This is a genomic window from Paenibacillus sp. LS-5 (assembly GCF_056121505.1).
Map to the genome: position 1 here is coordinate 253068 of NZ_JBWAVA010000003.1, position 23708 is coordinate 276775.

At 50.9% G+C, this 23708-nt stretch carries 22 protein-coding genes and 1 riboswitch; of the genes, 6 read left to right on the forward strand and 16 right to left on the reverse strand.

Features of this window, described 5'->3' with window-relative positions; translation table 11 throughout:
- The 8 genes from AC0MA3_RS06675 to AC0MA3_RS06710 form a co-directional block, all read right to left on the reverse strand.
- On the reverse strand, positions 1-393 hold the full coding sequence (locus AC0MA3_RS06675; protein ID WP_474655590.1) for a DUF350 domain-containing protein: 393 nt from the start codon (positions 391-393) through the stop codon (positions 1-3).
- On the reverse strand, positions 390-1046 hold the full coding sequence (locus AC0MA3_RS06680) for a signal peptide protein (protein ID WP_379156628.1): 657 nt from the start codon (positions 1044-1046) through the stop codon (positions 390-392). The genes AC0MA3_RS06675 and AC0MA3_RS06680 overlap by 4 nt, the downstream gene beginning before the upstream one ends.
- A complete protein-coding gene (locus AC0MA3_RS06685; RefSeq protein WP_474655591.1) occupies positions 1033-2256 on the reverse strand; it encodes a glutathionylspermidine synthase family protein in 1224 nt (407 codons plus the stop codon). The genes AC0MA3_RS06680 and AC0MA3_RS06685 overlap by 14 nt, the downstream gene beginning before the upstream one ends.
- Positions 2253-2939, reverse strand: a complete 687-nt coding sequence (locus AC0MA3_RS06690; RefSeq protein ID WP_474655592.1) for a hypothetical protein — start codon at positions 2937-2939, stop codon at positions 2253-2255. The genes AC0MA3_RS06685 and AC0MA3_RS06690 overlap by 4 nt, the downstream gene beginning before the upstream one ends.
- Before the next feature lie 23 nt (positions 2940-2962).
- Complete coding sequence (locus tag AC0MA3_RS06695; protein ID WP_379156620.1) at positions 2963-3169, reverse strand: hypothetical protein; 207 nt, start codon at positions 3167-3169, stop codon at positions 2963-2965.
- A gap of 38 nt (positions 3170-3207) precedes the next feature.
- Positions 3208-4557: an MFS transporter gene (locus AC0MA3_RS06700; RefSeq protein WP_474655593.1), complete on the reverse strand. Its 1350-nt coding sequence runs from the start codon at positions 4555-4557 to the stop codon at positions 3208-3210.
- A gap of 195 nt (positions 4558-4752) precedes the next feature.
- Positions 4753-6051 (reverse strand): nucleobase:cation symporter-2 family protein, encoded by a 1299-nt coding sequence (locus tag AC0MA3_RS06705; RefSeq protein WP_379156614.1) that lies wholly within the window; start codon positions 6049-6051, stop codon positions 4753-4755.
- Complete coding sequence (locus tag AC0MA3_RS06710) at positions 6045-6656, reverse strand: xanthine phosphoribosyltransferase (RefSeq protein WP_379156611.1); 612 nt, start codon at positions 6654-6656, stop codon at positions 6045-6047. The genes AC0MA3_RS06705 and AC0MA3_RS06710 overlap by 7 nt, the downstream gene beginning before the upstream one ends.
- Positions 6657-6821: 165 nt before the next feature.
- Positions 6822-6925, reverse strand: a riboswitch (purine riboswitch).
- Positions 6926-7174: 249 nt separating this feature from the next.
- On the opposite strand from AC0MA3_RS06710, the gene AC0MA3_RS06715 reads away from it, so the two are divergent.
- Together AC0MA3_RS06715 and AC0MA3_RS06720 are read left to right on the forward strand one after the other, a co-directional pair.
- Complete coding sequence (locus AC0MA3_RS06715) at positions 7175-10570, forward strand: response regulator (protein WP_474655594.1); 3396 nt, start codon at positions 7175-7177, stop codon at positions 10568-10570.
- Positions 10571-10624: 54 nt separating this feature from the next.
- Complete coding sequence (locus tag AC0MA3_RS06720; protein WP_379156605.1) at positions 10625-11800, forward strand: ATP-binding response regulator; 1176 nt, start codon at positions 10625-10627, stop codon at positions 11798-11800.
- 107 nt (positions 11801-11907) lie between these two features.
- On the opposite strand, the gene AC0MA3_RS06725 is transcribed toward AC0MA3_RS06720, so the two are convergent.
- Both AC0MA3_RS06725 and AC0MA3_RS06730 read right to left on the reverse strand, forming a co-directional pair.
- On the reverse strand, positions 11908-12588 hold the full coding sequence (locus AC0MA3_RS06725) for an S-layer homology domain-containing protein (protein ID WP_474655595.1): 681 nt from the start codon (positions 12586-12588) through the stop codon (positions 11908-11910).
- Between the two features lie 100 nt (positions 12589-12688).
- Positions 12689-13618 carry an AEC family transporter gene (locus AC0MA3_RS06730; RefSeq protein WP_474655596.1) on the reverse strand — a complete coding sequence of 310 codons (930 nt, stop codon included), beginning with the start codon at positions 13616-13618 and terminating at the stop codon, positions 12689-12691.
- A gap of 178 nt (positions 13619-13796) precedes the next feature.
- Between AC0MA3_RS06730 and AC0MA3_RS06735 the strand changes: the two genes are divergently transcribed.
- Together AC0MA3_RS06735 and AC0MA3_RS06740 are read left to right on the forward strand one after the other, a co-directional pair.
- Complete coding sequence (locus tag AC0MA3_RS06735) at positions 13797-14135, forward strand: winged helix-turn-helix transcriptional regulator (protein WP_474655597.1); 339 nt, start codon at positions 13797-13799, stop codon at positions 14133-14135.
- A 157-nt stretch (positions 14136-14292) separates the two neighbouring features.
- Entirely contained in the window at positions 14293-15012 is a 720-nt protein-coding gene (locus AC0MA3_RS06740) for an SDR family oxidoreductase (protein ID WP_474655598.1), read from the forward strand.
- 78 nt (positions 15013-15090) lie between these two features.
- Here the strand turns inward: AC0MA3_RS06740 and greA are convergent, their stop codons facing one another.
- Positions 15091-15570 carry a transcription elongation factor GreA gene (gene greA, locus AC0MA3_RS06745; RefSeq protein WP_379156590.1) on the reverse strand — a complete coding sequence of 160 codons (480 nt, stop codon included), beginning with the start codon at positions 15568-15570 and terminating at the stop codon, positions 15091-15093.
- A 175-nt stretch (positions 15571-15745) separates the two neighbouring features.
- Between greA and AC0MA3_RS06750 the strand changes: the two genes are divergently transcribed.
- Positions 15746-17185, forward strand: a complete 1440-nt coding sequence (locus tag AC0MA3_RS06750) for an FAD-dependent oxidoreductase (RefSeq protein WP_474655599.1) — start codon at positions 15746-15748, stop codon at positions 17183-17185.
- 162 nt (positions 17186-17347) lie between these two features.
- On the opposite strand, the gene AC0MA3_RS06755 is transcribed toward AC0MA3_RS06750, so the two are convergent.
- Positions 17348-18829: an MDR family MFS transporter gene (locus AC0MA3_RS06755; RefSeq protein ID WP_474655600.1), complete on the reverse strand. Its 1482-nt coding sequence runs from the start codon at positions 18827-18829 to the stop codon at positions 17348-17350.
- A 226-nt stretch (positions 18830-19055) separates the two neighbouring features.
- Between AC0MA3_RS06755 and AC0MA3_RS06760 the strand changes: the two genes are divergently transcribed.
- Positions 19056-19526 (forward strand): MarR family winged helix-turn-helix transcriptional regulator, encoded by a 471-nt coding sequence (locus AC0MA3_RS06760; RefSeq protein ID WP_474655601.1) that lies wholly within the window; start codon positions 19056-19058, stop codon positions 19524-19526.
- Between the two features lie 136 nt (positions 19527-19662).
- On the opposite strand, the gene AC0MA3_RS06765 is transcribed toward AC0MA3_RS06760, so the two are convergent.
- The 4 genes from AC0MA3_RS06765 to AC0MA3_RS06780 all read right to left on the reverse strand — a co-directional run bounded on the left by AC0MA3_RS06765 (position 19663) and on the right by AC0MA3_RS06780 (position 23679).
- The gene (locus AC0MA3_RS06765) at positions 19663-19950 is read right to left on the reverse strand and encodes a DUF6509 family protein (RefSeq protein ID WP_379156578.1); all 288 of its coding nucleotides are present in this window, start codon (positions 19948-19950) and stop codon (positions 19663-19665) included.
- A gap of 457 nt (positions 19951-20407) precedes the next feature.
- A complete protein-coding gene (rlmN, locus tag AC0MA3_RS06770) occupies positions 20408-21502 on the reverse strand; it encodes a dual-specificity RNA methyltransferase RlmN (protein WP_474655602.1) in 1095 nt (364 codons plus the stop codon).
- 168 nt (positions 21503-21670) lie between these two features.
- Positions 21671-22954, reverse strand: a complete 1284-nt coding sequence (locus tag AC0MA3_RS06775; RefSeq protein ID WP_474655603.1) for a polysaccharide deacetylase family protein — start codon at positions 22952-22954, stop codon at positions 21671-21673.
- Between the two features lie 5 nt (positions 22955-22959).
- Positions 22960-23679, reverse strand: coding sequence for a hypothetical protein (locus AC0MA3_RS06780; protein ID WP_379156568.1), 720 nt, complete (start codon positions 23677-23679; stop codon positions 22960-22962).
- Positions 23680-23708: the final 29 nt, after the last annotated feature.

Consider the following 23708-nt stretch of genomic DNA (forward strand, 5'->3'; position numbering starts at 1 on the left):
TTATATGATCAGACTGCTGACGGCGAATGCCGTTCCGACGAATACCAGGCACAGCATCAAGCCTACGGCAACATTCCCCTTTTGCAGATGATCGGATATTTTGAAGCCCGGTGTGAACAGTTCGAAGATCCAGTACGCCGCGATCAGGCAGACATACCCTACCGCGAACCAGAGCATCATGAACCATATCGAGGTATTCGTATACGCCGCCACGCCCAGAATGATCGCCGTGGCCAGAAACTTGCCGCCGAGTGCCAACGCTACAGCCACGTTGCCCTTCTTCAATTCTTCCATGTCCTTGAACGGAGTCATCAGGCTGAATACCACCATTCCGAGCACCTGCAGCAGAATAATAGTCAACACGCTGACTACCAGATTAATTACAATCGTCACTTTGCCCACCCCCTGAATTTTGCGTAGGCCGAATCATAATCGGCGAAATCATGTACTTCCTCCAGCACCACAGAGGCTTTCTTGGCTTTCTCCAGAGCCGTATAGCGCTTGTCATCGATCGGCTGCTTAATCCGGTTACCCGACGGCAGCTCCACCACGGCAAAATTTCTGGTTTTGTCCTGGTATTTGGTCTTGTATACACCCACAAGATCCACATCCGTTGTAATGGAAACCTTAAGGCGCGCCAAATCTTCTGCAGCCGTCTTCTGATCAGCATACGATTTGATCGTAGACCAGGAAGACAGGCGGATATCATTCTTCTGGTCGGCATCCGTTACCAGTTCGGCATCCATGAACTGCAGGGTCCATATCTTGTCGCCCGTGGCATAATTACCATCATTGGGCAGCAGCTCATTATCCGGCAATACGGTCATGTCACTGCCGATCAGATCTCCAACCGTGCCTTCAACCACCCGGTAATCCCAGGGAACGCGTGATACGTTATCCGTTGTTTCGGTGCCGGTATGAAATACACTATTCGTATTGCCCGAACATGCGCTCAGCAGCAGTACTGCCATCAGCAGCATGCCAAGCCATGTTCCCGAATGGAGCCTGTGACAACCCCCGCTCCGGCGACTTCTATCCTTGTTCATCTTCAAGCCCCCTCACTCCTAGCGCGATAAAATGACTGGAATTGCCTGTAATCGGTCCGCCTGCGCGGCCCAGTAGCCCGCAAGGCACACCGTTAATCACAAACATGCCGGTCAGCAGGTGAAATTCCCCTTCATGGGTCTGAATACGGGCAAGCTCCGCCCGCTTCTGGTACACCACGGGAAATAGTACACTGCTGTCGAAGCCGTCCTCATCGGCAATCTCCAGTGACCCGCTGTCATCAAAAATCCGTACAGAGCCGCCTTCACGACCGAAGACGGATTTGGATACAAAGTTGCCGGAGAATACAGGCTTGTTGTAGGTTGGCAGGATATAGCTGGCTATGGCCTGCCGCTCTTCCTCACTGAAGAGCAGGCCCAGCTCATACATCCCCCATACGGCAGCAACCAGCCCTTTGGACTGCAGCAGAATGCTGTGCGGGCCGTTGAACAGCTGAAGCTGTCCGCTCTCGATAGCATAAGCAAGCGCCTCCCCGCCATCATCCACCGCCATCCACTCCTTGGGATAGAGAGCGAACATCCGCTTGATGATCCGGTCCTCTGCATCTCTGACCGTCCCTTCATCGATCCACAAATCCAGGCAGTCGACACAACGGATATCCAGACCGCTGTGCGCAACAAGCGCTTCAATGGTGCCGGAATCCTCCTGATGTGTTCCATAAGCGACACAAGCCGCCGTATCCGGCTGCTCGATGCCCCAGGCTGCAGCCAGTCGATCCTTCATTCCGGTGTTCGGGCTTGGCACTCCGACCTGCTCGCAAATCCAAGGTGTAGCGATGGATGCTTCCACATAGCCGGTTGGCGTATCGGCGTTCAGCTCCAGCAGCTTGATCGTGCCGTCGCTGGCTATGGCAAAATCGAATCTGGCATAACGGCTAATCAACCCCGGCTCCGGCAGCGGAGTGTCGTCCAGCATCTGCCAGAGTACAGGCGGAATGCCCAGCAATTCATACAAATCATGCCGCTGGTGGACATAACGGACAGCCTTGTCGAGGATCGTCCAAAGCTTGACTGAGGCTTCCTCCAGCTCCTTGTAGGTCTCACTTCGCATCACGGCAACTGCATCAAGCCAGTATTCTTCGTCCTCCAGGTCAGCCCAGGTAAACCCAAGCCTATGAAGCTCTTCTACGCGCGGAGCGCGTTCGAGACCCGACTGATCAATATACTCAAAAACACTGTCTGCCAGGCTCATCCGCCGAAACCACTCTTGCCTGAACTTTTGCCGGAGCTGGATCTTGATGAAGAGCTGGACTTGCTGCCTGAACCCAGACCGCTGGACTTGCCTCCGACTCCACCGGCCTTGCTCGAAGTGTTCCTTCTGGTGATCGAACCGGTGGACGAGGTAGAGGTCCGCGGCTTCACCACAGAGCCGGCCACCGGCTTATTCTGAAAGCTTCCGCTGTTATAGCTGGGTGCCTTGTAGACTGTCCGCGTGCCGCCATAATAGGTAGGGCGGTTATTGTACCAGCCTCTTGAAGAATAGAAGGAACCGCTGTTGAACAGCATGTGGTACAGCAGCAGATCATCCCAGCCAAAGCCGGAGTTATAACCGCCGTAATTGTTGATGACTGTGGTACCGCCCGAGGTGACAACCCCTTGACCTTCCTGCAGCACCTCTTCAGCATTTTCTTCCGGATAAGGAATATTCCAGTCTACATTTTTGTCAAAATAAGCTTTGACCTCTTCAGTAGACCACGATACCAGCGTTGGCTCATCTGCAGAGCCGCTGCCGGCTGCACCTGCACCCCCTGGGATAAATAAAGCATTGGCCAGCAGGGCAATGCCCAGCGAGGTAGACAATACCCGGATCGGTTTGCCGTCCGGGGTGAATAATCTGGAAGCTACAGGCTCTTTCTCATGTTCATCCTTTGCCAATTTGAGATCCTCCTCTCCTGACATTATTCTTCCGTACGCATAGGGACAAGCAGAAGCTCCAGCTTGCCCTGATCCACATTTAGCCGCCCTTCTACGGCTTCGTACTCCCGGCTGCCCACCACAATATAATTGACATGCTCCAGAGCCGTAATCATATTCATGCTCCAGTTCCTCTCCTCAATCATTCGCAGTTCGCCATCCGGCATCTTTTCAAACAGAATGACATTCATACCATTATCCACCTTTTCCTCATCCTTCCTGAACACTATTATGCTTCAGATACGTGGTTAGCACCATTTCGTTTCAACTCTGAACCGCGGGAGCTTCTATAGAAGAATACCAGCCCCAGGGAGCACAGGCTCACCGCAAGCAGAAGACCGTAGACATGCCCGTAAGCCCTAGATGGAACCAATTCCCGCTGGGCATGAAGCAGCAACCCGCAGACGGCAACAGAGACCGATCCTCCGAAGAATTGAATCAGCTGCAGAAGCCCCATCCCTGATCCGATCCAGTTGCGCGGCAGAATCCCGGATGCTTCATTATTCAAGGAAGCCAGCGTTGCCGAAAAAGCCGGGGAAAAGCACAGGTACCCGAACAGGAGCACAAGCGGCGATGCTGACAGGCTCAGGGCAAAGGTAGCCATGACGGCGGCAAGTATACAATGTCCGATGAGCAGAAACCGCATATTTCCGTAACGGTCGATCCAGTGGCCGACAAACCGGGTCAGAAAGGCCGACAGAATCGCGCCTGGTGCGATAAACAGGCCAATCCTCAGCGGAGATTGATGAAACACGTTAGCCAGTGCAAGCGGCATCAGGAATAAATTACCCAAATTCAGCACCAAAATACTAAATCCAATGGCTGTAAGCTTTAAATACCCGGACATCCGGAGCAGCCCGGGATTAATAAAGGAGTTCCGGGCTCTACGGAGATGAACAGCGTGCAGCCCGAAAGAAACCACACTTACTGCAAGCCATATGCCGGACTTACTGGTTACGGCCACGAGCAGGCTTCCGGCATTGATAACCGTAAGTAAAGCTCCATACAGATCAAAGGGCACCGGCTTAGGCTGTTCCTTAGGCAGCAAATAGAGCAGCACCGGCAGAACAAGCAGGACCAGACAAGTTATGCCAAATAATCCGTTCCAGCCGAAATATTCGCTGATAAGACCGCCGGCAATCGGACCCAGGCCGAAAGCCATGGCACTTCCGACAGAGATCATGGCGATAGCTGCGCCTCTCCTTGCCACCGGCACATACCGGCTGGCGAGTACCAATCCGAGACCCGCCATGACTCCGGCGCCGGCGGATTGCAGAAGCCGGGTAATCAGCAGAACATTGAAGCTGTGCGCGAACAATCCGGTGACGGAAGCCAGGCCCAGCGTGGTTAATCCGATGGTCACCAGCTTACGAATGGGTACCAGATCGGACAATCGGCTATAGATCACCGTAGACAAAGCATAGCCAATGGAATAGCCCGAGATCACCCAAGAGCCAAGATCAGCAGAAATATGAAGATCCTGAATAATGGTCGGCAGTGATACATTGAACATAGTAGTGTTCATCACAACAATGAAGAGGCAGAAGGTCCATAGCGGCATTACAACTTTATCATTCATGTTTGACTCCATCCCTATCGATATATCTCTGTTAGAACACCACTAAATTCTATGCCCTGAACATACAAATGGCAATATCTTCATAGAACTTGAATGATGTGTAATAGCTTGCCGATTCAATTTATAGTAAAAAGCCGATTCCATTATATTTCGGAATCGGCCGTCTAACTTTTAATATCGTAAACCTGATATCTTTCACTTCACCTCAGGTGTAGCGGCAATCTGGGCCGCGCTCTCTTGCGTTTTGGAGAGGAAGATATTCAAGATAATGGCCGTAAGTGAGCCGGAGACAATGCCATTCTGGAGCAGCATTCTGGCGAATTCAGGTAGCTGGTCGAACATGGATGGCAGAACTGCCGAACCCAGGCCCACAGCAATACTGCAGGCAGCAATCAAGAGATTCCCGTCCTTACGCAAGTCGACTTCAGAGAGAATGGACATTCCGGACGCAGCCACCGAGCCGAACATAACAATCATGGCCCCACCCAGCACTGCATTCGGCACAACGGTAGTCAACGCTGCCAGCTTCGGAAGCAGTCCAAGGACAACCATAATTCCACCGGCTGCAAAAATAACATTGCGCGTCTTGACGCGGGTCAGTGACAGCAGGCCGACGTTCTGGGAGAACGCCGTATACGGGAAGGCATTGAACAGGCCGCCCAGCATGATGGCAAGACCCTCGGAGCGCAGACCGTTAACAACCTGCTTTTGCTCTACCTGCTGGTCTGTGGCTTTGCCTACAGCAAAATACACGCCGGTGGATTCTACCATAGAGACGATGTTGACGATAATCATCGTGAAGATTGCGGTAATGCTGAATTCAGGCCATCCGAAATAGAACGGGCGGGCAATACTGACCCATGATGCACTGCCCACCGTGGAGAAGTGAACGAGGCCCATGGCATATCCGATTACAGTTCCGGCCACGAGTCCGGCCAAGACAGATATCGAGCGAAGGAAGCCTGTCGTGAACCGGTTCACGGCGAGAATCACAAGTAATGTGATCAGGCCAAGGAGCAGATTACGGGGCGCTCCAAAATCAGCGCTGCCCTGACCGCCTGCCACATTGTTCATAGCGACGGGAATCAACGATAGACCAATGATGGTTACAACGGACCCGGTAACTACTGTCGGGAAGAACTTTAACAGCTTCCCGTAAATCGGAGCCGCCAGAACGACGAACAGCCCGGAGATGATAATCGCGCCATAGGCTGTGGCCAGATTCGAGCCTGAAGCAATGGCAATGATCGGGCTAACTGCGGTGAAGGTACAGCCCAGCACTACCGGAAGCCCGCTGCCGAAATGCTTGCTGCTGATAATCTGGAGCAGTGTAGCGAGCCCGCAAGTGAAAAGATCCGCGGCAATCAGGTAGGCCATCTGCGCTCCGCTCAGATTCAGCGCCCCTCCGACAACAAGCGGCACAATGACAGCTCCGGCATACATCGCCAGTACATGCTGCAGTCCCAAGGCAAATATTTTCTGTTTGCTTAACATCCTGCACTCTCCTTAATGGGTTCTTCTGTAGAACAATCTATGAAATGGACTTCTCCTGGAGACATCGACGAGATTCTTGCCAAAGAATGAACAGTAATGCCGCGATCTTCAAGCAGGCTGCGCCCTTCCTGAAAGCTTTTTTCGATTACACAGCCCACACCCAGCAGCTCTGCTCCCGATTCTTTCACGATATCCGCCAGCCCTACAAGCGCTGCGCCGGTAGCCAGAAAGTCATCGACAATCAGCACCTTATCCTCTGGACCCAGATATTTCTGCGAAATGCTGATCCGGTAATCCTCTTTCCTTGTAAAAGAATGTACCGGAGCGGAATAGACATCCTCAGACTGGGTAACGGCCTTCTTTTTCTTGGCATATACGAATGGAACACCCAGCGCAATTCCCGCTGCCATGGCGAACTGGATGCCGCTGGCTTCAACGGTCAGCACCTTGGTTACCGGCTGATGCCCGAAGATCCTCCCGAACTCTTCACCAATCTGCAGCGCCAGCTGCGTGTCCACCTGATGATTCAGGAACGAGTCTACCTTAAGCACCGTATCCGATAAAATAAGACCCTCTTGCCTGATGCGCTCCTCTAGTATTTTCATATTGCAGCCTGCCTCTCCTTAATAAAAAAAGACAGATCCCCTTGAGCGTTTCTCTCAAGTGAATCTGTCCTTCTGGGTTTTTGTCCCTTAGTGGTGTAACACATACCTGTGTCCGCATCGCTTGGACCAGCCTCTTTTATGCCATGGCACAAAAAAACGGAACCCTAGATGCGCTATTTCACTCATAGTCGGATAATTACAGTGGTTATCCGGTAGAAACTTATGGGCCCTATTCCCAAGATTATATGAGTTGTTCTTATGATTTTAAAAACCTTCGTATATCTTACACGCTCTGTACGTTCCATACAAGTAAAATTTTATTTATTTTCATGAATATTTCCGTTCTTTCATAGGAGTTTCATTTTTGTTCAAATTCCGGGAAAGCCCGGCATTCAACGCCCTGTCACCGCTGTATTATTAGAGGTTTTTTTGGTATTTTACGCCGTATTCCTTTCTTCCCCCCTCTATTAAAAGTATACTTAGCTTCTAGTGACAATAACTGAACAAAGGCGGTCGACATGAAAATAAAACATCAGGTTTGGTTAGCGGCGTTAATTTCGATACTGTTGTTTAGCAGTATGATCACTATATCTATCCTTTATTTAGAAGGGATTACACGGATAATCGCCCTGAGCCTCGGCTCGGCCGGGATCGTATTGTCTATCTTCCTTATCGTCGGCATCCTCCGGAATCTTACCCGTGGCATGAACAATATGATAAAGTTCTCTGCAGATCTTGCCCAGGGCACCATCGGCACCCCGGTACAGGACGGCAAAGTGCAGGATGAATTCGGACAGCTGGCTGTTTCCTTCCATGCTGTGGCTGTGGATCTGCAGCACAAGACAGAAGAAGAGCGCAGGCTGAGGGAGATGGCTGAGGAGCAGGCCTGGATCAATGATCGGGTCTCGGAAATGGCATTGCAGCTTCAGGGCTCCGTGCAGATGCAGACGGCAGCGCGTATTTTCATCAGCAGACTGGCAGAAGCAGTTCAGGGCAGCTTCGGCGCCTTTTATCTAAAGCGGCAGGACAAGCTGGTTTTTACTGCGGGATATGCTTTCGATGAAGCAGCAAGCCTGCATGAGCCCTTTTCTCTCGGGAGCGGACTGATAGGGCAATGCGCCTTGGATCAGAAAGTGATCCTGCTGCATGATCTTCCTGCACATTATATCAAAGTACATTCGGGATTAGGCGATACCCCGCCCTCTGTTCTGATAGTAGTCCCTATCGTCTACGAGAACGAGGTTGTCGCGGTGGTAGAGCTGGCAGCGATGAGTGAATTCTCCGGGAAGGAGCGCCAGCTAATTGAACGGACCGGCCATAACATGGGGATTCTGATCAATACTTTGGCTGATGTAGCAAGAATTGAAGAACTGCTGGGCGAAACCCGGCTGCAGAAGGAAGAGCTAGAGGCACAAACCGAAGAGCTGCTGGCACAGACCCAGGAGCTTGAAGCGCAAACGGAGGAGCTCCGCATGCAAACCGAGGAGCTGCAGGAGCAGCGGGGACATCTGCAACGTCAAATGGAGCTCACGGAAGAGCAAAAGGCAGAGATTGAAGCACAAGCCGATGAGTTGAAACTGCAGACGGAGGAGCTGTTTGCTTCCAACCAGGAGCTGATGCATCAAATGGAGCTGACAGAGAAGCAGCGGATAGAGATACAAGAACAGGCCGACGAGTTGCTGGCACAGACGGAAGAGCTGCAGGAGCAGAAGGAAGAACTGCTGGCACAAACGGAGGAGCTGGCCAGTCAAACCGAGGAGTTAAGCACCTCCAATGAGCAGCTCCAGCATCAAATGCAGCTGACCGAGCAGCAGAAGGACGAAATCAAAGTTCAGGCAGAAGAAATATTTATGGCTGCCCAGTACAAGTCGGAATTTCTCGCCAATGTATCCCATGAGCTGCGCACTCCGCTGAACTCCCTGCTCATCCTCTCCCAGATTCTAGCCGAGAACAAGGAAGGCAATCTGGGCACGAAGCAGCTGGAATATGTGCATACCATTTTCTCGGCAGGCAAGGATTTGCTGCAGCTGATTGACGAAATTCTGGATTTGGCCAAGCTTGAGGTAGGTAAAATGACCCCTGTGCTCGAGTCCGTATCCCTGGTTAATCTCAGCAGCCATCTGTACCGGCACTTCGAGCAGCAGGCCAAGAAGAAAGACATCCGCTTGGATGTGCACTGCGACAGCAGACTGCCGGAGCATCTTCTGACCGACGGCCACAGACTCCAGCAGATCCTGAATAATCTGCTGTCCAATGCCGTCAAATTCACACCGGAACATGGCTCTGTTTCGCTCTCCATCCGTACTCAGGGAGAAGATATCATTCTCTCCGTCAGTGATACGGGCATCGGTATTCCCGCTGCCAAGCTGGATAGTATATTTGAAGCCTTTCAGCAGGCTGACGGCACAACCAGCCGTAAATATGGCGGCACCGGTCTTGGCCTGACGATCTGCCGCGAACTCGCTTCCTTGCTGGACGGCCGGATCGAGGTGGAATCGGTTGAAGGCAAGGGTAGCACCTTCTCCCTGCTAATTCCTGCTGTTGAACCAGGTGAAGATGCACATCTCCTGCCCGCTGCCTCCTTCGAGGCGGCAGCAGACAGCGAAAGCAGTGGACCGGAGATTAGCGCGGTGCAGAGTCCGGCCTTCCGCGAATCCTTTGTTCCCGACATCTCCATCTCCAATCCCAAACTGCTGCAATACGCAGAGATGGAGGATGACCGCGATCATCTGATGAGCGGAGATACCCTGCTCCTCATCATTGAAGAGGATGCGGAATTCGCAGCGATCCTGCTGCAACTGGCCCGAAGCAGAGGCTTCAAAGCCATTGTCTCCTTCAAGGGTGACCAGGGACTAGCCTTGGCCCATGCCTACAAACCGGATGCCATCCTGCTGGATCTGCATTTGCCTGTTCTCGACGGGTGGTCGATTATCAGCCGTTTGAAGAGCCGTCCGGAGCTGCGCCATATTCCGGTGCATGTCATCTCCACTGCAGAACAAAATCAGCAGAGCCTAGCCATGGGGGCCCTCTCGTTCTGGAAGAAGCCCAGCGACCAGAGTGAACTGGAGTCTGCATTCCTGCAGATTGAAACCTATATCCGGCGTCCGGTGAAGAGCCTGCTGATCGTTGAGGATAATCAGACCCTGCGGAACAGTCTTGTGGAATTCATTGCGCATCCCGATGTCCGCATCGTCGCCGTAGGAACAGGAAGAGAAGCTTTGGACCAGCTGTCCAGCCATCATTTTGACTGTATGGTACTGGATCTGGGCCTCACGGATATCTCCGGCTTCGGCCTGCTGGAGCAGATCAAGACCAACCGCAAGCTGCAGACTCTGCCGGTCATCATTTACACAGGCAAGGATCTGAGTAAAAATGATGAGCAGCGTCTTAAGCATTATGCAGAGAGCATCGTGATCAAAAATGTGCGCTCCATGGAGCGCCTGTATGACGAAACGGCGCTATACCTTCACCGCAAGCACGCCGATCTGCCGCCTGACAAGCAGCTTCTGATAGAGAAACTCCATAACCCGGAGGCGGCCTTTGCCGGCAAAAGCATTCTGCTCGTGGATGATGACATGCGTAATATTTTTGCACTATCCAGTGTTCTCGAAGGCTATAATATGGATATCCACTTTGCCCAGAACGGCAGGGAGGCCTTGGAGCATCTGGAGAGCCATCCTGATGTAGAGCTGGTATTCATGGATATTATGATGCCTGAAATGGATGGGTACGAGACCATGCAGCGAATCCGTGCCATGCCGCAGTATGATCAAATGGTCATCATCGCCCTGACAGCACGGGCACTCGAGGAGGACCGGATTAAATGCCTCCAGGCAGGGGCTTCGGACTATATTTCCAAACCGATTAATACCACACAGCTGGTCACAGTGCTCAAAGTTTGGTTAATAAAATAGAAACACACTATCCATCGTACACATCAGAACACTTTACTCGCCGTAGGAGGAATTATGGAATATCCAGTTCATATTTTAATTGTGGATGACCGGCCGGATGAGTTTCTGTCCATTCAGGCGCTTCTGGCTGGATCATCTTATCAGTTAATATACGCAAGCTCCGGTATGGAGGCTCTGAAATGCCTGCTGGAGAATGAATTTGCGCTGATTATTATGGATGTGATTATGCCGGATATGAATGGCTTTGAAACAGCAAAGCGAATTAAGATGCGCCAGAAATCTAGAGATATTCCGATCATTTTCCTGACCTCTCTCACCTCCGAGCTGGAGAACCACATGATGGCCTATTCGGCGGGAGCGATTGACTACCTGACCAAACCATATCACCCGCTTATCTTCAAGAGTAAAATCGACGGGTTTGTCCGCCTTTATGAGTCGAATAAGGAGCTGCAGATCAAATCGCAGGAGCTGGAGGCGGCAAATCAGATTCTGACCGAGCTGAAGGAAACCGCCGAGATAGCTCTGAGTATTAAAAGCGGCTTCCTGGCCATGATGAGCCATGAAATCCGCACACCGCTTAACGGCATCATTGCGATGTCGGATATGCTGAGAACCTCGGATCTGACCAAGGATGATCTGGAGATGGCTGAGATTATACATACCAGTGGACATGCCCTGGTGTCTGTCATCAACCACATTCTTGATTTCACCAAAATCGAATCCGGTAAAATGGAGCTGGATTATGAGCTGTTCAACCTGCACTCCTGCGTTAAGGAAACCTTAGACCTGTTCAGGGCGCTGGCCATGGAACGGCATCTGACTTTGGAATCGTATATCGATTCTGACGTACCGGCACTGCTTGTAGGTGATCCCAACCGTCTGCGCCAGGTCTTGAACAACCTGATCGGCAATGCCATCAAGTTCACTACTGATGGAGGGGTGAAGATTTATGTACACCTCAAGAACTCCAGCGGTAACATGCTTACGCTGGAGTTCATCGTCGAGGACACAGGAATCGGCATCCCTAACAATAAAATGAGCTATTTATTTCAGCCCTTCACTCAAATAGGCGCCACTATTAACCGTAAATTCGGAGGAACCGGACTTGGCCTGTCCATCTGCAAAATGCTGGTAGACCTGATGGGCGGCGAAATCTACGCCAAACCTGATGTCCAGCAAGGCGCCGTGTTTGTCTTTACAGTTCAGGTCAGCGAGGGACAACCAGACTGAAGCCTCATCCCAGAGATAACTTCCTGTATTCAGTAACAGCAAAAACCGCAAGCTTCCTGCAATAGGGCTTGCGGTTTTTGCTGTTACAGTGCTGAAAAGCTGAAGCCTTACTCCGGGAGACCGCCGGCCGGGGCCGGATGTGCAGCGATGTATTCCAAGGCGTTATAGATCATAGCTGCCGCTTCGGCACGGGTGATATCAGCAGAAGGGTGAAATTTCCCGGCACTATCCAGACTGGCAATCTTCAGTGCCAGCGCTCGTTGAATGGATCCATCATAGCCACTAGTGAACTCCGCTTGATCTGCAATGTCTATCGGCATGATTTTGATCATTGGAAGATTACTGTGCTTCTCAATTGTCAGAATGAGCTGATGGGTGAACTCCTCACGGGTCCAGTTCTTCGCAGGATCGAAATCAGGAGATAAACCAATATCATTGTTAGCTGCAATAATCAGGGCATTTGCATACCAGGCATCGTTCTGGGCATTAACAAAATAGTCGGTAGCCTGAGGCGCCTTGATGAACCGGAGCAGGTCAATATTCAGATCAAAAGCATTGACGAACAACTGTATTCCCTGGGCCGCTGTCATCGTAGCATTCGGCATGAATTGAGTATCGCTCACGCCGTGGATAATACCGCGCTGCTGTAATTCGGTAATTTTATCCTTGACCGTTGTGCTGGACAGATCCTGGAACGTCGCGGCTGCGGCGAAGCCCTGTCCGGCACAAGTCAAAGTCAGAACGACAGCTGCCGATAAGGTAATTTGCTTCAAAATATTTTTCTTCATACCGGTCACCTCTTAGTAGGAATTGCAAGCTTGGGATTGGCTCCTTCTTCCTTCCAGACGGATCACCCGCTAAAAGGTTGCAGCATTGCAAGAAGGGAATTTACGCATTGCCTACAATAGAGATCAATACCGGCAGCACGAGGAAGGAGGCCAGGGTCGTCCACAGAATGCAGCGTGACACCAGCCCAGGCGAGCTGCCGAAGCGTTCGGCCAGTACAACCGAGTTGACCGCGACCGGCATAGAAGCAAGAATGAGCAGCACAGCGAACAGCGTTCCCGAAATGTTCAGCAGGAACAGCAGCAGTGCAGCGGTCAGCGGAGCCAGCAGCAGACGGACCGACATGCCTGTCCAGAATGCCAGCTGCACATTGCGTGCAACCTGCCCAGCCTGTACCCTGACCATCTGGGCACCCAGTATAGCCAGCACTACCGGGGAATACGCTCCGGCTACCATCGATACCCCCGAAGCTATCTCATGCGGCATATGCAGGCCGAGTGCCCGCAGCAGCAGAGCCAGAATCGCTGCGTAGATAGACGGCAAGGAGAATACCGAGCGGACGGCACTGCCGATAGAAAACTGTGACCTTGCTGCAAAATACACCCCGATCGTATTCACAATCACCATCTGGGCGATGACATAGACCGAAGCCTTGTCGAGCCCCAGCTGGCCAAAGGCCAGCAGTACTAGCGGCAGACCGTAATTGACACTGTTGGTGAAGGTAGAAATCAGGGTCAGACCGGCTGCCTCCGGCGGGGCCAGCTTGAGCACTCTGCCAATCAGGTTGGCCAGCGCCCACAGCGCCAGCAGATTCAGCAACGAGAAGGCGAGTGTTTTGTATACATCATCGAACGAAATCTTGGCGGTAGCGAGCGTATCCAGAATGATCGCCGGACTCAGGAAATACAGATACAGCATTAACAGCGGCTTGGTATCCAGGTTCTTGAAACGTCCCAGCAGCGCACCTGATATCACTGGAATGGACAACGGGACAATCACCTCGACCAGAGTGGACAACACCTGTTGAATCAATAGCGAGGACTCCTCTGCTTAAATAGTTATTCCTACTATAACCCTCCCGGGCGGACACCGTCTAAGATATGGAAGCAATATGTTTAATAGTAAAAGCCTATGAATGGCTTAACTTCCCAAAAGATAGTACTGTGGTATGATTATCACAAATCGAGATGATCTCAGGAGGTTAATGAAAATGGACTTTTCCGATCCGGTCATACTGACCAGAGGAACCCCCGGCGAGCCCTGCCCTATCGCCAAAACATTGGATGTCATTGGAACCAAATGGACATTCCTGATTATCCGTGATCTGCTGATTGGCGGGACCCTACGCTTCAGTGATCTGCTGCGCTCCCTGGAAGGCATCAGTCCGAAGACCCTCGCGCTGAGGCTGCGTGAGCTGGAGAAACACGGCATTCTTATGCGCACCGTATATCCCGAGGTGCCCCCTCGCGTAGAATATACCCTGACGAAGAAGGGCGAACAGCTGGAAGGCATTTTTATTGAGCTGAAAAGATACGGTCTTGCGCTCTAAGAAACTTATTTCCCGAAAAAGTTTATCCCCGTCGGTTCAGCATCTGCACAATACTATCTTTTCGGTAACTGTATGTACAGAATGTAACTACTTCCGTAAAGGAAGTATAAGGAATATACTCTCCTCACAAGACCATCACTTTTGAGGAGGCTACGAAATGTTAGCAGGACAGAAAATAGTTATTATCGGAGGCAGCTCAGGAATCGGCCTGGCAACGGCACAGCTTGCCGCAGCAGATGGCGCGGAGGTGGTTCTGGCCAGCCGCTCTGAAGGGAAGCTGGAGCAGGCCAAAGCGGTACTAGGACCTGGCGCAAACGTAATTACTTATACGCTGGATGTTACGGACGAGGATCAGGTACGGTCCTTATTCGCAGAGCTGGGAGCCTTTGACCATCTGGTGGTCACCGCAGCAGAAACTAAAGGAGGCCCGTTCCTCACTACGCCTACCAGTGCTTCACGCCAACTGATGGACAATAAGTTCTGGGGTCAATACTATGCTGCCAAATACGCTGCGCCGAACCTGAACCCCCGCGGCTCCATCACCCTGTTCTCCGGCGTCGTGGCTTTCAAGGCCATGGCCGGCTCCTCCGTTCTGGGGGCGGTGAATGCAGCCGTAGCCAATCTGGGGCAGACCCTTGCACTGGAGCTGGCTCCGCTGCGGGTGAATACCGTCTCGCCTGGCATCATCGATACCCCTTCCCGCGCAGGTATGACGGAAGAGACACGCAGTGCTTTTTATAAGAGTACCGCAGCCAAGCTGCCCGTACAGCGCGTAGGCACAGCGCTGGACGTTGCCGAAGGTGTGCTCTATCTGATTCGTAACGGTTTCGTTACGGGTACGGTGCTTCATGTGGAAGGCGGCCACACTCTAATCTAAGCCGGACTAGCCTGTAAACAAAGAAAATCCCTGCCCCTATTCATATGGGGCAGGGATTTAGTGTGCAGAAGCCGCAGCTTACAGCATTTTGATCTCAAGCAGTTCGTATTTGATAATACCCATGGGTGCGTTCACGCTGATGACGTCGCCTACCTTTTTGCCGATCAGTTCTTTGCCGAGTGGGCTCTCGTATGAAATCTTGTTGTTCAGTACATCGGCTTCAGCCGGACCAACCACTCTATATTCGATCTTTTCGGAGTATTCCACATCATTCAGTATGACGATGCAGCCGACGCTGACCTTGCTCAGATCCATGCTGCTCTCATCCACAATCTGCGCTTTGATCAGCATTTTCTCCAGAATCATGATGCGGGTCTCCATGAAGGATTGATCTTCTTTGGCAGAGTGGTACTCACTGTTCTCCTTGAGATCCCCATAGCTTATGGCCAGCTTAAGCCGTGCCGCGAGCTCCTTGCGCCCTGCTCCCTTGAGTTCCTTGAGCTCTTCCTCCAGTTGGGCCAGGCCCTCTTTGGTCAAAAACACTTCTTCATTCGACATGTATACAACTCCTATTTTTACTCTCTTTATTGTATTCTACCCCATAATCGGCCAACATGCGAAAAGAAAGCACCTCCGGAGTAAAATGATGCATATCTCTTATAGTGAAATTAACCAAAAATGGTTTACAATAATGATATTAAATCCCATACACAGTCAGGAGTACAAGAAGTCCATGCTCATGCATTCCGCAAAATTCCGTCGCTTTACCAGCTGTCTGGCCGCTGCCCTGATGCTGCTGTCGGCAACGAACCCGGCTACTGCTGCGGCAGTGAAGCCCACTGTCCCTTCTGCGACCTCCCCAAGCTATGATGTCGTTGTCATTGGCAGCGAAATTCAAGGCGCACTGCTCGCCAAGGAAGCCGTCAAGGCTGGCCTAAAGGTTCTGATGCTTGATCCCCGCAGCAAACCGGGCGGTGAATTAATTCAAGGACAGATGTTTTTTCTCGATGATGTGAACGACAACAAGCAGAGAAGCCTCGTGCAAGGTGAGATCAAAACACTTTTTAATGACTACAAAGCAGGAACCATCCGCAAGGCAGCCGACTTCCAAAGGTACTTTGACAAGATTATGCAGGGCATTCCACTGAAAAGCGGGGTTGTTCTGGACCGGGTCGACACAAAAGCGTCGGGCAGCGTGAAAACGCTGAGTTCCCTTACTTATCATGTCAAGAATGGCGCTCCGGTTACGATTGAGTCCCGATACTGGGTAGAGAATACAGACTTCGATGCCCTGAGCGGACAACTGAAGGAGGCCCGGATTCCAGGAATGGAAACCATTTATAACGGAAAAAAGCCTGATTATATGGCTGCTACCTATATGCTCAATTTCAAGAATGTGAATTGGAACCTGCTCCATCAGCGCATTCTGGAGGATTATCCGCTGACGAATGTGCGCAAGAAGTATGGACCCAATACCTATGTGGATTGGCACTTCGCGACCGGGTTCAGCAATATTACCAATACATACTCCACCAAGGACAAGCAGCTTAAGCTGCGCGGGCTAAATGCCACCTATCAAAAAAATGGCCAGGTCATTATCAATGGCCTGCTGATTTACGATGTGAATCCTTCCGATCCCAAATCTGTGGAGTCGGCAGTACAGAAGGGCAAAGCCGAAGCCCCGTTTATTCTAAGCTTCCTGCGCAAAAATATCCCCGGGTTCGCAAGCGCCCAACTGAACGGGTTCCCAGAGTACCTCTATATCCGTGACTATAACCGCTATGAGACTAAATACGTACTGGGCTACAATGACTTAATGTCCAGCAGGATGTTCTGGGACAATGTGAGCATTGGCGGGTACTCTATCGACCTGCAAGGAACCCGGGCGATTCCCACCGGAATCGGATTCGGCAAGCCGGACCGTTACGGGCTGCCGCTTCGTTCCTTTGAGCTGAAGTCCTACGACAATGTGCTTGTAACCGGGAAAAATGTCGGCGCCAGCATCAAAGCCTACGGCAGCGCAAGGATTATGCCTACCACTGCCTTGGCAGCTCAGACCATCGGTATCATTCTGGGGCGGGAACGCAATAAACGGCTGACCGACCTGACTGCAGCAGATTTCCAGAGAATCCGTGCATACATGAAAAAAGATTATCAGATCACCTTACAGTAGGCTGCTCTCCATTTATACAGATATATTAAACCGCCCCAGCAGGTCTGTTATGAACCTGCTGGGGCGGTTTGCTGATGGACAAGTAATCCACCTGAAGTGGAGACTGCCCTCCCGGTAATACTATCCAGCTTATGTCTCCTGCCATCGTAGCAAGCCGCGCCCCTAGCTGTTCGCCTCCCGCTTGACAGTAGCTACCTTCAGCACAGCGGCCTGGGGTTTGGCTGTTCCGGTCCGGAGCAGGAAGGTTAAGGGGATAGCGAGAATCCCGATTACGGTTGCGATGAGGAATACATCCTGCACACCCAGCGTCATGCCCTGAGCCTTGATGAAGGCACCCGAAGCTGTGGCTCCGCCGCTGAGCTCCTTCAGATGGGTTAAGGCTCTCGAAGACAGAAGAGAGCTGAAGATTGCGATGGATAGCGCCCCCGTAGCTTGGCGTATCCAATTGTTAACGGAAGAAGCATGCCCGGTGATCTGCTTCGGCACGGAAGACATTCCGGCATTCGTAACCGGCATGAAAGCCAAGGCAATCCCAACATTGCGTACTGCCATCAGCCAGGCCAGCTGAACATGGGTAGTGACGAGTGTGATATGGCTAAGCTCCCAGGTTGACGCAACCAGCAGCAGGATACCGCCAAGAATCAGCCAGAACGGCCCGACCCTGCTGTAGAGCTTACCGACAACCGGGGACATGACAGCCATGGCAATGGAACCCGGCAGCAGCACCAGTGCTGTTGTGAGCGGCGTAGACTGCTGGATGTCCTGCAGAAAGACCGGAATGAGGAATGTCCCGGAATATAGGGCAACGGTAATGATGCAGTTGATGATCAGGCTGTAAGTGAACCGGTTCTGCTGAAATACCTTAAGGTTCAGGAGCGGTTCTGCCAAAGCGAGCTCCCGGCGAATGAAATAAGTCAATGCTATGGCTCCGATCATCAGCAGGGATAGTGTCTTCCATGAGGTCCAGCCCCAGGCATTCCCTTTGTTAAAGGCCATAATAATGAACGCACTGCTAAGAATAACCGTTACAAACCCCGGCAGATCAAAGGTCTTTCTCTCACCGGCGGTGCGCTGAAACGGCAAGCACTTGAGTGCAACCACAATCGCGATGATCCCGATCGGCACATTAATCATAAATAGCGATTCCCAGCCAAAATATCCGGTCAGCCACCCCCCGAGTGTCGGTCCAAAGGCGGGAGCCAGCATGGAGGACAAGCTCCATAGGCTCATGGCGAACGCCTGCTTTTCCTTTTCGATGAATTGATAGATCATGGTCATTGTAGTGGGAATAATCAGCCCGCCGAACACCCCCTGCAGAATACGGAAGGTTACGAGCGAGTGAATGCTCCAGGCGATCATGCACAGTCCGGAGAACAAGGTGAATCCCGATAATGCGAACACATAGAGATATTTGTAACTCCATTTATCGCCAAAATAACCGACCACCGGAGCGATTACACCCGTAGCGAGCAGATAGCCGGTAATCATCCACTGCACAGTCCCAATCTCCGCATGAAAGTCCTTCATGAATACCGGAAACGCCACGTTGATGGTGGTTGTACTCAGGATCGCCATGAAATTCCCGAAAAATATAGCTAAAATAATCAACCAAAAGGATGAATTACGAACAGTCTGAGTCTTCAATAGGTTCTCTCCTCCGTGAAGCACAATACACTACAGCCTCGCTTACCCGGCATATAGGTGTATAATACAATTAAGTAGTTATGTGTGTATTATACAACTACATTTATGAAAGTCAATATGACTCATTTCAATTATTTTTCATAAAAGTCTACTCTTTTTGCTTGTGATCCGGTATGTTCACTATAATAATGGAGAAAAGTAATTCGTAAAGGAAGGAAGCTAGCGTATGGATGATAAAAACCTGGAGTCCCTTAACCATGAGATGATGACACTCATCCGGCGTTCCTCTCTCGACAAGAAACACGGGGGGCTGGACCGCTCGACATATACACTGCTCGATCATTTGGCCAATCATAAGAAGGTAGGAGTAAAGGCACTGGCTGAGGTGCTTGGCCTCGACACCTCCACGATCAGCAGACAAACCAGCGTGCTTGAATCCAAAGGCTACGCCGTCCGGGTCCCGGATCCTCACGATGGAAGATCTAGTTATTTTGATATCACCCAGCTGGGCACACGTAAGCTCGAGGAAGCACGGAACATCCGGCTGAAGCGGTATGGGGAGATCTTTGAGGATTGGTCTCCTGAGGACTGCCACACCTTCAGCGCACTACTGGCCCGATTGAACCAAAAATTAACGCAGCGCAGTCCCGAGGTTAAAGGATTGACGGAAGAGGATGAAGTTGGTAGAGAGAATTAATCATACAATTTAAGTCGGAATTATTGCACTAAAATATGGGATCGGTATTAATATACGGCAAATAGACCGTCCCCTCCAAAAGGGGTGCGGTCTGTTGGTTCGTTATCTATCGGCGGAGCTATCTGTCCGCTCTGACTTAAGCTGGCAGATGTTCTTGGCAGAATAGGACCAGGCCTGCTTCCTCGTCCTCTTCCATATCAAAATCAAGAATCCGGCCGGTTGTAGTCTCTAGCAGATCGTAGCTGACGATGCTCAGCTGCTCTTCCTCCACCTTCACGATTACCCGTGCAGATAAGCCATTCTCTTCGTACAGTTCATCATCCTCCGGCACTTCCAGGTTAATCATGAATTCATATCGCTTGCCGCTCAAAATATTGAATGGATCTCTTACGTTCTCTACGGTGTAACTGGTAAATGTCAACATTGTGCATTCCTCTTTTCTTCAGTCATCTGGCTATTGTATCATACAATCCATGGCAGAGGCTTCCTCAGTTACTACAACAGACCAAATTACCAAGAAAACGCTGAATTACTGCGGATGAATCCGGATTGTACGCTAGTATTATATCAAGTAGGCACATCCTTTTACTGGTATCCTCTTAAGCTTCGGGCAATGTTGCATCTTTTATACCTGAGGTTGGGTTTGCGGCAGCTGTTCCCGCAGAAGCTATTCGGTCCCAATATAAGAATGTGGGAGGCCCTGGAACATCAAGGGCACTGGTTAATCCCCAAAAAAAAGGTGCCCCGTGTAACGAACACCGGGCACTGCTCTTTTGCAGCGCCATGTTATTGGCGCTGCATTATCACCGCTGCGGGCGCTGAATTAACGGCATTCCTGCCGTTGATTCGTCCCATCTCCGCTTCCCGCAAGCCGCCCCGGTTTACCCGGCGGCCACGCCGCTCTCAGCAGTCGTGCCTTTGGCTTTCTTGATCTGCTTGCTGCGCAGCTGACCGCAGGCGGCGTCGATATCGACGCCGTGCTCCAGGCGGGTGCTTACGCTGACGCCCTGCTTCTTGAGCGTATCAAAGAAAGCCCGCACGGACTCACGCTCGCTCCGCTGGTATTGGCTATGCTCATCTACCGGATTGTACGGAATCAGGTTCACGTTAGCCATCTGGCGACGGTCTCCGATCAACTCGGCCAGCTCCAGGGCATGCTCCTGCTGATCATTGATATCCTTGAGCAGAATGTACTCCAGCGTAATTCTCCGGTTCGTTTTCTCCAGATAGTAATCAATAGCGGGCATCAGCTTCTCTATAGGAATAGCGCGGTTGATCTTCATAATCCGAGTCCGCAGCTCATTATTCGGTGCATGTAAAGAAATCGCCAGGTTAACCTGCATGTTGGCATCAGCGAATTCTCTGATTTTGTCAGCAAGACCGCTGGTGGACACCGTAATGCCTTTGCCGGCAATCGCCAGTCCTTTGTGATCCTTAATAATAGTCAGGAAATTCAGCAGGTTCGTAAAATTATCAAACGGTTCGCCGATCCCCATTACCACTACATGGCTGACCTTTTGACCCAGACCCGTCCGGTCCAGGTGATGCTGCACCTTCATAATCTGCTCCACAATCTCTCCGCTCGACAGGTCGCGGCTCTTCGCGAGCAATCCGCTTGCGCAAAAGCTGCAGCCGATGTTACAGCCAACCTGTGTGGTGACGCAGACAGACAAGCCATACTTTTGCCGCATCAGCACCGTTTCGATCAGGTTGCCGTCCTTCAAGCGGAAGAGAAACTTGATTGTGCCGTCTGCCGACTCCTGCTTCACATGCTCGTCCATCGTCTGAAAGACAAAATGCTCAGACAGCAGCTGTACCGTCTCACCGTTGACCTCGCTCATTTCCGCAAAATCCGTAACCCGCTGGCGGTACAGTGAATCCCATATCCGGGATGCGCGGGATTTCTTATGACCATGCTCCACGAGCCATGACGACATTTGTTCTAAAGTTAATCCATAAATGGATGGTTTATTCATTATTATTCCTCTTTTCAAAACACTATAGTTCAATTTATTTTACCTTGCAGGTACCCGTCTAACAACACACACATATTGTCTCAAATTTTTTTTATTAAAACAAGAAGATTCCCGCCCAATATAAAAGCGTACCCGCCATATCGGATACGCTTGGATGGGATCGCCTTATTATTTGAATATGGCGAACTTCAGATGTTTTTTCTTAAGATATTCGATAATTGCAGGCAACGCTTGGACTGTAACTCTTTTTTCATGAAGGAGATAGATGCCCCCGGAGGGATCTGTATTATAAAAATACCGGATGATCTGCTCCGCGTTCTCTGCTTTCCAGTCTTCGGGGTCCCGGTTCCAGAGCAGTACCTTCAGCTTCTGTCTGCTGGCTTCTGCCGCCACTGAATCGTTGATAGCTCCATAAGGGGGACGGAAAACGGTTACGGGTCTCCCTGTATTCTGCTCAAGCACCTGGACAGAACGCAACAGGTTGTTATGGTTCTCGGCACTGCTGTTCTTCGTCAGCTCACTATGATCCCAAGAATGGCTGCCTACCGGCATCCCGTGCTCTTTTGTATACCGGACGGCCTTCGGGTGCTGCTGGGCATTCTGGCCAATGAACAGGAAATTCGCTGCAACCCCGTGCTCTGTAAGAATATCGACAATTTCCTTAGTGTATTGTGACGGACCATCATCAAAGGATAAAGCTACATACCCCTTAGCCAAGCTATATTCATATTGGCTTCCGTCCAGTTCCAGCTCATCAACCAGCGGGTTCTTCTGCACCTCTGGTTCGGCACTCTGTACCGGCTCAGATTCTTGCTCTGTTACTGGTATAACTTTGGCCTCGGTACGCTGAAAGGCCGTTGTGTGAATAATAGGAACATAAGGCACAGGAACACTACTGTCCACTGGTGGTGTGAAGTCTTCATGCGCTTCTGCACTATTGAGCAGAGTGTCATCCATCCGCAGAAAGAATAATACGAACAGCAGGCTGAATAGAATGCACCGCAATACAATAGGCCGGACGAAATGGAAGTTGATGGCCCTGCGCATAGGTCGTTCTGTCTGTTCAGGCTCGGGTGCAGGAAGTATAGCTTGAACCGTCTTTTCTTCATTGGACGGCAAAGTTTGCTGCTTTAACTCAAGAAGCTGCGATACGTAAGCTTCAGAGCAGGCAAAATACAATGTCTCAGAGCAGGTTCTGTTCATCTTGGTGAAAGAGCTGAAATATGTGCGGCGAAAGGGGTCCCACTTTGGATATATCGACAGCCGTACTCTGTCTTCTTGACAGGAGTCCAGCATGTTCATGTGCAGGTATGTATATTCATCGATGAGGAGAACTTTTCGGGTGAATCTGCCGCTATGGGTTAGACCTACCTCCATCTGATAGCTGTCCTGCTTATGCTCAAGCGACAGTAACTCTATCATCAGTGCGACATTTTGTTCAGGAAACGGCATATTAGTTATGGATTCCCGTTATCCGCAGGATCTGCGGGAGGCGTGCTTCCGCCAAAAGGAGCCGTCATACGCGTGGTGAAATCGTTAATCATGCTGGAGAGGTAGGCTTTCTCCTGCCGGACTGTTTCGTATTTTTGTTTCATATGAGTGTTCTCTGTTTCCAGACGCCCGATTTTTTCCTCAAGCTCGTTCATTTTCTTAAGCTTTTCCGAAATGGCATCATTATGCTTTTGTACGAGATTAGTATACTTTTGCCGCTCCAGATCAATGGTGCTCTTAAGCTCGTCCATCTCTGAAGACAGGGTAGTATGCAATTCACGGTGGTCTTCCATAACCTGATCCACCTTCAGATTACGCTCCACCAGCTTATGCTCGAGTTCCAGGATGCTTTTCTCCCGATCCTCAATTACTTTGTTCAGATTCTTCAGGTCCTTGGTCAGACGCTCCACATGCCCGCTGGTATGGATCAACCGGTCCTGTAGCTCATGATTGGTTGTATCCGCATGCGTTCTAGCCTGAATCATTTGTTCTACTGCAAATATCAAATCGAGTGACTTCTTGTCCAGCTGCGCTTTGCCTGTGGAAATGAGGCTGGACAGGCTTTCACCCGTTTCGTAAGTTTCCTTTTCCTCAGGAGGGTTTTCCTCCGGTTGAACCTTTTGAACCACAGCGGGCTTCAACTGCTTGTCCGCCATGTCTTTTTTCTTGAAAAAAGGAGTTGCCATCTATGCTATCACCTCATTAATATCTGTCA